Consider the following 12,833-nt stretch of genomic DNA (forward strand, 5'->3'; position numbering starts at 1 on the left):
CCGGCCCCGACACCGACCCCGCCGCCCGCCCCCGCCGCGCCGGACCCCGGCCCCGCCAAGGGCGCCGGCACCTTCACCATCGCCCCCGCCACCGCCAAGCCGGTCGGGCGCGGCACCGTGCGCCGCTACCGGGTCGAGGTCGAGGACGGCATCGGCATCGACGCCCCGTCCGCCGCCGCGCAGGTCCACGGCATCCTCGGCGACAAGCGCGGCTGGACCAACGACCGCAAGAACGGCTTCCAGCTGGTCGCCGACGGCCCGTACGACTTCACCGTGAAGATCGCCTCACCGGCCACCGTGGACCGGATCTGCGGCGCCTCCGGACTGGACACCCACGGCGAGGTCAACTGCAACGTCGGCAACCAGGTGCTCGTCAACTCCAAGCGCTGGAACACCGGTTCACCGCAGTTCAGCGGCCCGCTGGAGGAGTACCGGGCGCTGATCGTCAACCACGAGGTGGGCCACCGGATCGGCCACGGGCACGAGGGCTGCCCGGGCGAGGGCAAGCCCGCGCCCGCGATGATGCAGCAGATCTACGGTCTCAAGGGCTGCGCCCCCAACGCCTGGCCGTACTCGGCGGAGGGCACCTACCTCAGCGGGCCGTCCGTCCCGTAGCCCGCGGGACCGGAGCCGCACCGGGGAGCCGGTCAGCCGAGCACCGGCAGGTACGCCCGCAGGTCGCTGCGCTCCCCCGAGGCGGACACCTCGGCCGCGTCCACCGCCGCCGCCCAGTCCGTCCGGCCGGTGGCCAGCCGGATCCAGGTCAGCGGGTCGGTCTCCACCACGTTGGGCGGGGTGCCCCGGGTGTGCCGGGGGCCCTCGACGGCCTGCACCACCGCGTACGGCGGGATCCGCAGCTCGACCGCGCCGCCCGGGGTGCGGTCGGCGAAGGCGTCGGCCAGCAGCCGGGTGACGGCCGCGACGGCCTGCCGGTCGTGCGGGAAGGCCGGGAGGGCCCGGGAGGCCGAGGAGACCGGGAAGGCCGAGGAGACCGGGGAGCCGGGGAAGGCGTCGGGCCCGAGCGCGGCGGCCAGGTCGTCGGCGTGCACGACCGTCTCCACCAGCCTGGTCACCAGCATGTCGGAGAGCGTCATCGAACCCAGCCGGATCTCGAACCGCCGCGCCGGGTCGGCGGCTTCGGGCCGCTCCAGCAGGGCGAGCAGCGCGTCCGCGGCCCGGCCGAAGGCGGCCGCCACCGAGGCCGCGTCCCCGGCGAACTCCGCCGCGCCCCGCTCCCGGGCCTGCTCGTCCAGCAGCGGCGCGACGGTGGCGACCCCGGCCGCCCAGCCCGACAGGTCCAGCGGTGCCCGCCCCTGCGGCCGGTCGTCCAGGTGCGCCGGGACGTAGTCGAGTTGGACGGCCAGGTGGGCGAGCAGCTCGCGGACCCGCCACCGCCCCAGCCGGGTCGGCAGGTCCAGCTGCTCCGTGCCGAGCGCGTCCACGGCGGCGCGCAGCGCCCTGGTCTGGGTGGCCAGCGCGGCGCGGACCTTCTGCGGCTGGTACGTACGGGGCTTGGCAGGCATGGGGCTCAACATACGCCGAGGGGCGGACGGTTCCGGAGAACCGCCCGCCCCTCGAACAGGCCGATCAGGCCAGCAGGGCCTCGATGACGCCGGTGTGGGCGTCCTTCAGCTCCGCCAGCGAGACGCTGAACTGGCCCTGGACGTCCAGGCTGTCGCCGTCCACGACACCGATCCGGGTGGCCGGGAGGCCGCGCGCGGTGCACATGTCGTTGAAGCGGAGCTCCTCGCTGCGCGGCACCGCCACGACGGCGCGGCCGGCCGACTCCGAGAACAGCAGGACGAACGGGTCCTGGCCCTCGGGCAGGACGATCCGCGCACCGTGGCCGCCCTTGAGGCAGCTCTCCACGAGCGCCTGGCCGAGGCCGCCGTCGGACAGGTCGTGCGCGGCGTCGATCATGCCGTCGCGCGAGGCGGCGATCAGGATGTCGCCGAGCAGCCGCTCGCGCTCCAGGTCCACCGCGGGCGGCAGGCCGCCGAGGTGGTCGTGGACGGCCTGCGACCAGGCCGAGCCGCCGAGCTCGTCCGCCGTGTCGCCGAGCAGGTAGAGCAGCTGCCCCTCCTCGGCGAAGGCCAGCGGGGTGCGCCGGGTGACGTCGTCGATGACGCCGAGCACCGCGACCACCGGGGTCGGGTGGATGGCGACCTCGCCGGTCTGGTTGTACAGCGAGACGTTGCCGCCGGTGACCGGGGTGCCGAGCACCAGGCAGGCGTCGGCCAGGCCGCGGGTGGCCTCGGCGAACTGCCACATCACGTCCGGGTCCTCGGGGGAGCCGAAGTTGAGGCAGTCGGAGACGGCGAGCGGCTTGGCACCGCCGGCCGCGACGTTGCGGTACGCCTCGGCCAGGGCCAGCTGGGCGCCGGTGTACGGGTCCAGCTTGGCGAAGCGGCCGTTGCCGTCGGTGGCGACCGAGACGCCGAGGTTGGTCTCCTCGTCGATCCGGATCATGCCCGAGTCCTCGCCGACCGAGAGCACGGTGTTGCCGAGCACGTAGCGGTCGTACTGGTCGGTGATCCAGGACTTGGAGGCCTGGTTCGGGTGGCTCGCGACCTTCAGCAGGTCGGCCTTGAGGCCCTCGCCGGTGGTCGGGCGGGCCAGCCGCTCGGCGGTCGGGGCGTCGGCCTGCAGCGCGTCCTGCCAGCTGGGGCGGACGTACGGGCGCTGGTAGGTCGGGCCCTCGTGGGCGACGGTGCGCGGCGGGACGTCCACCACGAGCTCGCCGTGCCAGTAGATCTCCAGGCGCTCGCCGTCGGTCACCTCACCGATGACGTTGGCGATGACGTCCCACTTCTCGCAGATCTCCAGGAAGCGGTCGATCTTGTCGGGCTCCACGATCGCGCACATGCGCTCCTGCGACTCGCTCATGAGGATCTCCTCCGGCGAGAGCGTGTGGTCGCGCAGGTGCACGGTGTCGAGCTCGATCCGCATGCCGCCGGAGCCGGCCGAGGCCAGCTCGCTGGTGGCGCAGGACAGGCCGGCGCCGCCGAGGTCCTGGATGCCCTTGACGAGCTTCTCCCGGAAGATCTCCAGGGTGCACTCGATCAGGAGCTTCTCCTGGAACGGGTCGCCGACCTGGACCGCCGGGCGCTTGGCCGGCTTGGTGTCGTCGAAGGTCTCGGAGGCGAGCACCGAGACGCCGCCGATGCCGTCGCCACCGGTGCGGGCGCCGTACAGGACGACCTTGTTGCCGGCGCCGGAGGCCTGCGCGAGGTGGATGTCCTCGTGCTTCATGACGCCCACGCACAGCGCGTTGACCAGCGGGTTGCCCTGGTAGCAGGAGTCGAAGACGACCTCGCCGCCGATGTTCGGCAGGCCCAGGCAGTTGCCGTAGCCGCCGATGCCCGCGACGATCCCGGGCAGCACGCGCCGGGTGTCCGGGTGGTCGGCCGCACCGAAGCGCAGCGGGTCCATCACGGCGACCGGGCGGGCGCCCATCGCCAGGATGTCGCGCACGATGCCGCCGATGCCGGTGGCCGCGCCCTGGTAGGGCTCGATGTACGACGGGTGGTTGTGCGACTCGACCTTGAAGGTGACCGCGTAGCCCTGGCCGACGTCGACGACACCGGCGTTCTCGCCGATGCCGACGAGCATCGCGTCCGAATCCGGCTTCTTCTCGCCGAACTGCTTCAGGTGGACCTTGCTGCTCTTGTACGAACAGTGCTCCGACCACATGACCGAGTACATGGCGAGCTCGGCGCCGGTGGGACGGCGGCCGAGGATCTCGCGGATGCGCGCGTACTCGTCCTCCTTGAGGCCGAGGTCGGCCCAGGGCTGGGCGGCGTCCGGGGTCTGCTCGGCGTTCTTGACGGTGTCGAGGCTCATCAGGCGTTCACCAGCTGCTTCAGGACGGAAGTGAAGAAGCCCAGGCCCTCGGTGGTCGGACCGGTGAGCGGCTCCACGGCGTGCTCCGGGTGCGGCATCAGGCCGACGACATTGCCGGCGGCGTTGGTGATGCCGGCGATGTCGCGGTACGAACCGTTCGGGTTGACGTCCAGGTAACGGGCGACGACCCGGCCCTCCGCCTCCAGCTCGTCGAGCACCCGCTCCTCGGCGACGAAGCGGCCCTCGCCGTTCTTCAGCGGGACGACGATTTCCTGGCCGACGGAGTAATCCCCGGTCCAGGCGGTGCCGGCGTTCTCGATGCGCAGCTTCTGGTCGCGGCAGATGAAGTGCAGCGAGTCGTTCCGGGTGAGCGCACCGGGCAGCAGGTGCGATTCGCAGAGCACCTGGAAGCCGTTGCAGATACCGAGCACCGGCATTCCGAGCTTCGCCTGCTCGATGACGGTCTCCATCACCGGCGAGAACCGGGAGATGGCACCGCAGCGCAGATAGTCGCCGTAGCTGAATCCGCCCGGCAGGACGACGGCGTCGACCTGGTGGAGATCCTTGTCACGGTGCCAGAGGGCGACCGGCTCGGCGCCGGCGAGACGGACCGCCCGCCGGGCGTCGCGGTCGTCGAGGGAGCCGGGGAAAGTGACGACGCCGACGCGGGTGGTCACTTGCCCTCCTCCTCGACCCGGACGGTGAAGTCCTCGATCACGGTGTTGGCGAGAAAGGTCTCGGCGGCTTCGCGGATACGGGCGAGCGCCGCGTCGTCGACCGGGCCCTCCACATCCAGCTCGAAACGCTTGCCCTGGCGGACGTCGGCGATCCCGGTGAATCCGAGACGGGGCAGTGCACGCTGCACCGCCTGTCCCTGGGGGTCGAGGATCTCCGGCTTGAGCATGACGTCGACTACGACGCGTGCCACTGGCACTCCCGGTGGTGTCTTCGGTGAGGCGGGGGAACTCCAGACTACCGGTGGTTTCGGGCAGGATTGCTGGCCGGGCATAGCGACGCGCGTAGACCCCAGACCCTTACGCAGCAAGGGATCCAGCGCCCCGATCACCTGCCCGGGCCGGCCGGTTTCCCCGGATTCGGCACTCGGAACGACGCCCTCCGGAGAACACCCGAATACGGCACTTGGGGACAGAACCGCCCGACCCGCACATCGGTATCAAGGAACCCGCCGAAGAGACGTGAATATCCGGAAAAGAATGCCGGACTCTTCGATTTCGGCCCCCTTCGGGTGCAGAATAGGGCCACCTGTCGCGGCAAGTGCTGCGTATCAGGCGAGCCGCCCGGCCCGCCCGTACGCGCTTGCGCGAGTTGGTGCACATCAGGCCCCGGTACCCCCTCGGACCGGCGGCCGAATTGCCCGAGAGGATTGACACCCATGGCTCAGCGTGTAGTTGTCACGCTCTCCGACGACCTGGACGGCGGCGCCGCCGCCGAAACCGTCCACTTCGGCGTCGACGGAAAGTCGTACGAGATCGACCTGTCCGTGGACAACGCGGAAAAGCTGCGGGAGGCCCTCGCTCCGTTCGTCGCCGCCGGCCGCCGGCAGAGCCGCACCGGAAAGTCCTTCCGGCGCACCGCCCTCACCCCGGACCCGGCCGCCGTCCGCGCCTGGGCCCTGTCCCGCGGGATGGAACTGCCGGCCCGCGGCCGCATCCCCAAGCACGTGTACGAGGCGTTCGCCGAGGCGAACTGACCCCGCGGGGAGCCCGCTCCCCGGTCGCCCCGCCCGCCCGGTCCGAAAGGGTGGGGCGACCACCCCGAACGATGCTGTAGAGTATTCCTCGTCGCCGCAACGGAGAGATCCGAAGAGGCGGCGGGTGCCCCACCAGGCACCATGCGGACGTGGCTCAGTTGGTAGAGCATCACCTTGCCAAGGTGAGGGTCGCGAGTTCGAATCTCGTCGTCCGCTCGGATACGAAGGGCCCCCTCAATCGAGGGGGCCCTTCGGCATTCCCTCCCGGGGCGTCCCGGCACCCCCGCACCCGGCGGCCGGCGATATCGGCCATGACATTTGTCATCGCCGACCCGTGCGTCCCCACCGCGATGTCATGACGGCTCGCACTGCCCGTACCGCCCGGCCGACGGGAGGCTTGGGGCATGGAAACGAGCCGGCCCTCCCGCCCCAGCGACGACGTGATCGAGGTCACCGACCTGCACCGCCACTACGGCGGCGGCAGCACCGGGTACCACGCCGTGCGCGGCGTCGACCTGACCGTCCGCCGCGGCGAGCTGTTCGCCCTGCTCGGCACCAACGGGGCCGGCAAGACCTCCACCATGGAGGTCATCGAGGGCCTGGCCGCGCCCACCGGCGGCACCGTCCGGGTGCTCGGCCGGGACCCCTTCACGGAGCGCGGCGCCGTCCGCCCGCGGATCGGCATCATGCTCCAGGAGGGCGGCTTCTCCGGCGAGCTCACCGCCGCCGAGACCGGCCGCACCTGGGCCGGGATGACCAGCGGCGCCCGCCCGGTCGCGGAGGCGCTGGAGCTGGTCGGCCTCGGCCACCGGGCGAACGTCCGGGTCAAGCAGCTGTCCGGCGGCGAGAAGCGCCGGCTGGACCTCGCGATGGCCCTGCTCGGCCGCCCCGAGGTGCTCTTCCTGGACGAGCCCAGCACCGGCCTCGACCCGGAGGCCCGCGCCGCCGTCTGGCGGCTGGTCCGCGAGCTGCGCGCCCGGGGCACCACGGTGCTGCTCACCACGCACTACCTGGAGGAGGCCGAGGAGCTGGCCGACCGGCTGGCCATCATGCACGGCGGCCAGGTCGTCACCTCCGGCACCGTCGCCGAGGTGATCGCCGGCCGGCCCTCCCGGATCTCCTTCGAACTGCCCGAGTTCACCGGGACCGCGCTGCCCCTGCTGCCCGGCGCCGAGCTGTCCGTCGACGGCCGCAAGGTCACCGTGCAGACCGTCGGGCTCCAGGACACCCTCACCGACCTGCTCGGCTGGGCCCGGCACCACGGCATCGCGCTCGGCGCGCTGGACGCCCGCAGCGCCTCGCTGGAGGAGGCCTTCCTCGCGATCGCCTCCGAGGCCGCCCACCAGCACCCCCCGCAGGCACCCGCCGCCACCCGCCCCGCCCGCCGCCGCCTGATCGGATCCGCCCGATGACCACCGCCACCGCCGCCACCACCGCCGGTCCGCAGAGCACCGCCGTCCGCCGGCTGCTCGCCCTCGGCCGGGCCGAGGCCACCCTGCTGCTGCGCAACCGCACGGCCCTGTTCACCGCCCTGGTGCTGCCGCTGTTCCTGGTCGTCGTCCTCCGGAGCACGCTGGCGCAGCAGGCCGAGTCCAACCCCGGCCTGGACGTCGACTCGCTGCTGGTCTACGGCTCGGTCGGGATGGTCCTGGCCTTCGTCGTGTACTACAACCTGACCGCCGCGTACGTCGGACGGCGCGGCGAGCTGGTCCTCAAGCGGCTGCGCACCGGCGAGGCCCGGGACATCGAGATCCTGCTCGGCACCGCCGTCCCCTCGCTCACCCTCGGCCTGCTGATGGCCGCCCTGATCGGGATCGGCGGCAGCGTCGCCCTGCACCTGACCGTGCCGGTCAACCCGCTGCTGATGCTGGTCGGCCTGCTGCTGGCGCTGGCCACCATGATCGCCCTGGCCGCGCTGTCCAGCGCCTTCACCAGGACCGTGGAGAGCGCCGGCATCACCACCCTGCCGGTCATGCTGGTCATGCAGTTCGGCTCCGGCCTGTTCGTCCCGCTGGACGTCATGCCCGAGCAGCTGGCGAACATCTGCCGCCTGCTGCCGACCACCCCGGCCTTCCAGCTGATCCGCGTCGGCTGGTTCGGCACCGACGGCTCGGCCGCCGCGACCGGTTTCGCCGGCTCCTGGGGCGCCGCCGGCTCGCACCTGGTCACCGGGGGCATCTGGCTCGCCCTCGCGGTCTGGGGCGCGGTGCGCTACTTCCGCTGGGAGCCGCGCCGCTGAGCATCCGGCAGTAATCCGAAGGAACGCCCCCGGTCCGACCTCTGATATGAAGGCAGCAAGCATGATCGTGGTCGAACTGGGGGCGGAAGAAATGAGAATGCGGTCGCCGCTTCGCAGCTGGACAAGCCTGAGCAATCCCCAGCGCACCGAGCTGTACCTGCGCTGGTCGCTCTACCTGATGGCGCTGTTCATCCTGCCCGGCATCCTGCTCACCGTCGGGAGCGTCGCCGACCAGGCCGAGAACATCCCGGTGATCCGGATCTCCCTGCTGATCGGACTCGCCGTCACCCTGGTGCTGCTGCGGGCCTACCGCACCGCGCTCGACCACTACCTGGGCCGCCCCGCCGACCACCGGCTCTGGACCGCCCTCTCGGCCGGCCTCGCGGTGGCCGGCTCCTGGACGGTCCTGCTGTTCGGGCCCGCCGACGGCGGGACGCGGAGCCCGGGAGGCGCGCCCTTCACCCCGTTCGTCGCCAGCGTCCTGCTGATCGCCTCCTTCGGGCCGGTGTGCGTGGCGCTGACCCCGCGCTGGGCCGCCGTCACCGGGGTGGGCATGCTGGCGGCCGTCTTCCCGGCCGGGGTGCTGTCCGGGGGCGACCCCGCCGGCGTCGCCGGGTACCTGACCGGACTGACCATCGGCATGGCCTTCATCGGCTTCAGCTGCCGCAGCTTCGCCTGGCTGACCTCGATCGTCTGGGAACTGGACACCGCCCGCGAGGCGCAGTCCCGGCTGGCCGTCGCCGAGGAGCGGCTGCGCTTCTCCCGCGACCTGCACGACGTGATGGGCCGCAACCTCACCACCATCGCGCTGAAGAGCGAGCTCGCCGTGCAGCTCGCCCGCCGGGGCCGCACCGAGGCCGCCGACCAGATGGCCGAGGTGCAGAAGATCGCCCAGGAGTCGCAGCGCGAGGTCCGGGACGTCATCCGCGGCTACCGCACCGCCGACCTGCACGCCGAGGCGATCGGCGCCCGCGCGGTGCTGCGCTCGGCCGACGTCGTCTGCGAGATCGACCTCGGCGAGCACGCGGACGAGCTGCCGGCCCCGGTCCAGTCGGTGTTCGGCTGGGTCATCCGCGAGGCCACCACCAACGTGCTGCGGCACAGCGAGGCCGACCGCTGCCTGATCCGGCTGCGGACCGAGGACGGACGGGCCGTGCTGGAGCTGGAGAATGACGGGGTGCCCGACGTCCCGTTCCCCTCCCAGGGCAGCGGCACCGGGCTGCGCGGACTGCGCGAACGGCTCGCCGCCCACGGCGGCGAGCTGGCCGTGCCGACCGCCGGGCAGGGCGTCTTCCGGATGCTCGCCACCGTCCCGCTGCCGAGCTGAGGAAGAAAGACCGCCCGATGACCGAGAACGCCGCGCCCGTCCGCGTCCTGCTCGCCGACGACGAGCACCTGATCCGGGGCGCGCTGGCCGCGCTGCTCTCGCTGGAGGACGACATCGAGGTGGTCGCCCAGGCCGGCTCCGGGACGGAGGCGCTGGCGATGGCCCAGGCGCACCGCCCGGACGTCGCGGTGCTGGACCTCCAGATGCCCGGCAAGGACGGCATCGAGGTGGCCGCCGCGCTGCGGCTGCTGCTGCCGGACTGCCGCTGCATGATCGTCACCGGCCACGGCCGCCCCGGCTACCTGAAGCGGGCGCTGGAGGTCGGGGTGCGCGGCTTCCTGCCGAAGACCGTCTCGGCGGCCGACCTGGCGGGCATCATCCGGACCGTGCGCTCCGGCGGCCGGTACGTGGACCCGGAGCTGGCGGCGGACGCGATCAGCGCCGGCGAGACCCCGCTGACCCCGCGCGAGACGGACGTCCTGGAGCTGGCCGCGGACGGCACCCCGATCGCCGAGATCGCCGAGCGCGCCTCGCTCTCCCAGGGCACCGTGCGCAACTACCTGTCCTCGGCGGCCACCAAGCTGGGCGCGGAGAACCGGCACGCGGCGGTGCGGATCGCCCGCGAGCACGGCTGGATCTGAGGGATCCGGCGCCCGCGGGCGATCGTTCCGGGCTCAGGCCCAGGTGGTGCCGGTCAGCCGCTCGTACACCTCGATGTACCGGGCCCGGGTCTGCTCGACGATCTCGGTCGGCAGCGCCGGCGGCGGCTGCTCGCCGTGGCGGTCCCAGCCGGAGGCCGGGGAGACCAGCCAGTCGCGGATCAGCTGCTTGTCGAAGGACGGCTGCGAGCGGCCCGGCTGCCACTGGTCGGCGGGCCAGTAGCGGGAGGAGTCCGGGGTGAGCACCTCGTCGCCGATCAGCAGCTCGCCGTCCAGCAGGCCGAACTCGAACTTGGTGTCGGCCAGGATGATGCCGCGCTCGCGGGCGATGTCCCGGGCCCGGGCGTAGACGTCCAGGGTGGTGCGGCGCAGCTGGGCGGCGAGCTCGGCGCCGATCCGGCGGGCGGTCTCCTCGTAGGAGACGTTCTCGTCGTGCTCGCCGACCTCGGCCTTGAGCGCCGGGGTGTAGATCGGGGCGGGCAGCTCGGAGCTGTTCTCCAGGCCCTCGGGCAGCGCGATGCCGCAGACCGTGCGGCTCTCCTGGTACTCGGCCAGGCCGGAGCCGGCCAGGTAGCCGCGGGCGACCGCCTCGACCGGGACCATCTCCAGGCTGCGGCAGACCAGCGTGCGGCCCTTCCAGTCGGCCGGGGCGCCGGCCGGGACCTCGGTGGAGATCACGTGGTTGGGGACGATGTCCGCGATCCGCTCGAACCACCACAGCGACAGCTGGGTGAGGATGCGGCCCTTGTCCGGGATCTCGTTCGGCAGCACCCAGTCGTGGGCGGACGTCCGGTCGCTGGCCACCATGACCAGCTCGCCCGATCCGGTGCGGTAGAGGTCGCGCACCTTGCCGGTGTGCAGGTGGACCAGGCCGGGTACCTGGACCGGCTCGGGCTTGGTGACAAATCCGCTCAAGGTGTTCAGTCCTCAGGGGTCGTTCGCGGGTGGGGCACCGCGAAAGGGGAGGTCACTGCCCCCGCAGTCTTTCACGACCGGGTTCGCCCGCCCCGACCCGTCCCCGGCCTCGGGGGACGGAGCGCCTAGTTCTTGCACAGTCGGTCCAGCAGGTTGGCGGTGGCCCGCTGGATCCGCTCGTCGGTCAGGCCCGGGCGGCCCAGTGCGGGCGACCAGGCGAAGGTGCCCGCCGCGAAGACGTACGCGCCGCTGGGCGCCCGGTACAGCGAGGTCTCCTGGTAGCGGGTGCGGCCGCCCAGGTCCTGGTACGGCGAGTGCGCCAGCAGCACCCGCTCGATGTGCTCGGGCAGCGCCACCTTGGGGTAGTAGCGGTCGGCCTCGCCGGCGACCAGCCCGGGCAGCTCGTCGCCCTCCTGGAGGCCGGTGCCGTCCCAGAGCCAGTGCGCGGTGTGCCGGGCGACCAGCGGGACGGGCGCGGCGACCCGCCCCGAGTACTGCACCCCGAGCAGCTGCTGCTCGGGCTCCCCGGCGTCCCGCCACAGCGCGCTGGCCGCGCCGGGCGCCCCGGCGGCCGGGCTGCCGGGGCGGACCTTCTGCCGCTTGCGGCAGTTGAGCAGCCGGTTGGGCTCGCCGGAGGCGGCGGCGCTCAGCTCGACCCGCCAGTACATGGTGTTGGCGGAGAGGAACACCAGCGAGGTGCCGCCGTCCCGGGCCCGCTCGGCGGCCCGGCGCATCGGCTCGGACCAGTACTCGTCATGGCCGGGGAAGACCAGCGCCCGGTGCCGGGACGGGTCCACCAGGCCGGCGTGCAGGTCGGTGGCGGTGGCGTAGGAGAGGTCGTAGCCGAAGCGCTCGGCCCAGCGGATGAAGTCGTACGCGTGGCCGACGTGCAGCGGCAGTCCGGCGGTGGCGTGCGGGCGGTCGAAGGAGACGGTGACGGCCGCCTCCGGCTCGCCGACCAGACCGCCCAGGCCGTCCCAGGCGTGGTAGAGGCTGGCGCCGGTGCGGCCGTCCTCGGGGAACAGGTTGTACGCCTGCCAGGTCACGTCGGGGAGCACCAGGAGCAGCTCGGCGGTGCGCGCCCGCTCGTCGAAGTCCCGGACGGTGAAGGGGATGTGGCTGCGGTGCAGCATGTCCGCGGTGGTCAGCACGGCGACGTACGAGCCGGGCTTCCAGTGCGCCGGGATCTGGAGCCGCCAGGAGTGCCACCAGTGGTGGCAGGAGACCGTCCGGTCGACCACCAGCGGGGCGGGCTGGGCGAGGCCGGAGATCAGCGGGCTGGAGGTCATGTGGCGGGCGCCGTCGCCGCCGTAGTGGCCGATCCGGAAGACGTCCACGGTGAACTCGCGGGGCGGGTTGACGGTGACCCGGAAGTCCACCGAGCCGCCGGGGCGGATCACCCCGGCCGAGGCGAAGCCCTTGATCTGCTGGTCCACGTCGTTGGCGCCCTGCGGGCTGCCGACCGACGGCTTGGGCCGGGTGCCCGCGGCCAGCGGCTGCTGGCCGGGCGCGTCCACCGAGACGTACCAGGGGACGGCGCCCTCCGCCCCCGCCAGGTACTGGTCCGGGCTGCGCAGCCAGGGCAGCGGCCCCTGACCGAAGGGGTCGGAGACGCTGTAGGCGTGCGTCCCCGACTCCCAGCGGCGGTTGAGTTCGGTCCCCACGCGCCCCTCCCAGGTGCACTTCCGCCCGGTGGCACGTGCCCCCCGGATGTGCGTGCGGTCTAATACACCACAGAGTGCTGCCGTAACGTCACCCTCCGGTAGCAATTGGTGCAGGGAATCTCGCGCGCCTCCCGGGCAGGGCCTCCGGCCTGCGAAGACGCCAGGCGGCCGACCGATTTGGGGGCGCGCACCGGGGCACCGAGCGCCCTCCTGGAACGCCTGGGACGTCAGAGGCGGACGGGTTTCTCGAGACGGACGTCGGCCGCGTCCAGCCAGGCGCGCAGCGGGCCGTCCTGGCCCTGTTCGACGGCCTGGGCGACCGGGCCGGCCAGGTCGGTGCGGCGCACCCCGCCGAGCAGCAGCACCGGGCCGTCCAGCCAGTCCAGGCCGGGGGCGCCGCCGGCGGTGTCCACGGCGGCGCAGCAGACCATCGCGGTGACGTGGTCGACCAGCAGGTCGCGGCCGCTGCGGTCCG

At 72.9% G+C, this 12,833-nt stretch carries 12 protein-coding genes, 1 tRNA gene and 1 pseudogene; 7 read left to right on the top strand and 7 right to left on the bottom strand.

All coding sequences use genetic code 11. From position 1 onward, the window contains the following. On the top strand, nt 1-615 hold a 615-nt coding region (locus tag AE652_RS21530; RefSeq protein ID WP_049654005.1), incomplete at its 5' end, for a DUF3152 domain-containing protein. 32 nt (nt 616-647) lie between these two features. On the opposite strand, the gene AE652_RS21535 is transcribed toward AE652_RS21530, so the two are convergent. The 4 genes from AE652_RS21535 to purS form a co-directional block, all read right to left on the bottom strand. Continuing rightward, nucleotides 648-1,523: a sterol carrier family protein gene (locus tag AE652_RS21535; RefSeq protein WP_049654007.1), complete on the bottom strand. Its 876-nt coding sequence runs from the start codon at nt 1,521-1,523 to the stop codon at nt 648-650. A 64-nt stretch (nt 1,524-1,587) separates the two neighbouring features. Next, entirely contained in the window at nt 1,588-3,843 is a 2,256-nt protein-coding gene (purL, locus tag AE652_RS21540; RefSeq protein WP_049654009.1) for a phosphoribosylformylglycinamidine synthase subunit PurL, read from the bottom strand. Further along, complete coding sequence (purQ, locus tag AE652_RS21545; RefSeq protein WP_049654011.1) at nt 3,843-4,520, bottom strand: phosphoribosylformylglycinamidine synthase subunit PurQ; 678 nt, start codon at nt 4,518-4,520, stop codon at nt 3,843-3,845. The genes purL and purQ overlap by 1 nt, the downstream gene beginning before the upstream one ends. Further along, nucleotides 4,517-4,771 carry a phosphoribosylformylglycinamidine synthase subunit PurS gene (gene purS / locus AE652_RS21550; RefSeq protein WP_049654013.1) on the bottom strand — a complete coding sequence of 85 codons (255 nt, stop codon included), beginning with the start codon at nt 4,769-4,771 and terminating at the stop codon, nt 4,517-4,519. Before purS ends, purQ begins: the two co-directional genes overlap by 4 nt. A 465-nt stretch (nt 4,772-5,236) precedes the next feature. Between purS and AE652_RS21555 the strand changes: the two genes are divergently transcribed. The 6 genes from AE652_RS21555 to AE652_RS21580 all read left to right on the top strand — a co-directional run bounded on the left by AE652_RS21555 (nt 5,237) and on the right by AE652_RS21580 (nt 9,761). Beyond that, a complete protein-coding gene (locus tag AE652_RS21555) occupies nt 5,237-5,554 on the top strand; it encodes an Lsr2 family protein (RefSeq protein ID WP_030056585.1) in 318 nt (105 codons plus the stop codon). A gap of 143 nt (nt 5,555-5,697) precedes the next feature. After that, nucleotides 5,698-5,770, top strand: a tRNA-Gly gene (locus tag AE652_RS21560). 188 nt (nt 5,771-5,958) lie between these two features. After that, nucleotides 5,959-6,966, top strand: coding sequence for an ABC transporter ATP-binding protein (locus AE652_RS21565; protein ID WP_049654015.1), 1,008 nt, complete (start codon nt 5,959-5,961; stop codon nt 6,964-6,966). Then, entirely contained in the window at nt 6,963-7,793 is an 831-nt protein-coding gene (locus AE652_RS21570) for an ABC transporter permease (protein ID WP_049654017.1), read from the top strand. Before AE652_RS21565 ends, AE652_RS21570 begins: the two co-directional genes overlap by 4 nt. A 97-nt stretch (nt 7,794-7,890) precedes the next feature. Then, on the top strand, nt 7,891-9,120 hold the full coding sequence (locus AE652_RS43150) for a sensor histidine kinase (protein WP_053112174.1): 1,230 nt from the start codon (nt 7,891-7,893) through the stop codon (nt 9,118-9,120). A 17-nt stretch (nt 9,121-9,137) separates the two neighbouring features. Next, complete coding sequence (locus AE652_RS21580) at nt 9,138-9,761, top strand: response regulator transcription factor (protein ID WP_049654019.1); 624 nt, start codon at nt 9,138-9,140, stop codon at nt 9,759-9,761. A gap of 33 nt (nt 9,762-9,794) precedes the next feature. Here the strand turns inward: AE652_RS21580 and AE652_RS21585 are convergent, their stop codons facing one another. From AE652_RS21585 to AE652_RS21595, 3 genes and pseudogenes are all read right to left on the bottom strand, one after another. Beyond that, complete coding sequence (locus AE652_RS21585; protein WP_049654021.1) at nt 9,795-10,694, bottom strand: phosphoribosylaminoimidazolesuccinocarboxamide synthase; 900 nt, start codon at nt 10,692-10,694, stop codon at nt 9,795-9,797. 125 nt (nt 10,695-10,819) lie between these two features. After that, nucleotides 10,820-12,358 (bottom strand): N,N-dimethylformamidase beta subunit family domain-containing protein, encoded by a 1,539-nt coding sequence (locus AE652_RS21590; RefSeq protein ID WP_049654022.1) that lies wholly within the window; start codon nt 12,356-12,358, stop codon nt 10,820-10,822. 227 nt (nt 12,359-12,585) lie between these two features. After that, a pseudogene (locus AE652_RS21595) lies at nt 12,586-12,833 on the bottom strand (hypothetical protein); the annotation flags it as partial.

Origin of the sequence: Kitasatospora sp. MY 5-36, from assembly GCF_001182915.1 — a bacterium.
GTDB lineage: Bacteria > Actinomycetota > Actinomycetes > Streptomycetales > Streptomycetaceae > Kitasatospora.

Excerpts from the sequence above, each read along its gene's own strand:
- AE652_RS21535 (WP_049654007.1), bottom strand. The coding sequence starts at position 1,523 with ATGCCTGCCAAGCCCCGTACGTACCAGCCGCAGAAGGTCCGCGCCGCG.
- purL (WP_049654009.1), bottom strand. The coding sequence starts at position 3,843 with ATGAGCCTCGACACCGTCAAGAACGCCGAGCAGACCCCGGACGCCGCC.
- AE652_RS21555 (WP_030056585.1), top strand. The coding sequence starts at position 5,237 with ATGGCTCAGCGTGTAGTTGTCACGCTCTCCGACGACCTGGACGGCGGC.
- AE652_RS21565 (WP_049654015.1), top strand. The coding sequence starts at position 5,959 with ATGGAAACGAGCCGGCCCTCCCGCCCCAGCGACGACGTGATCGAGGTC.
- AE652_RS21570 (WP_049654017.1), top strand. The coding sequence starts at position 6,963 with ATGACCACCGCCACCGCCGCCACCACCGCCGGTCCGCAGAGCACCGCC.
- AE652_RS43150 (WP_053112174.1), top strand. The coding sequence starts at position 7,891 with ATGCGGTCGCCGCTTCGCAGCTGGACAAGCCTGAGCAATCCCCAGCGC.
- AE652_RS21580 (WP_049654019.1), top strand. The coding sequence starts at position 9,138 with ATGACCGAGAACGCCGCGCCCGTCCGCGTCCTGCTCGCCGACGACGAG.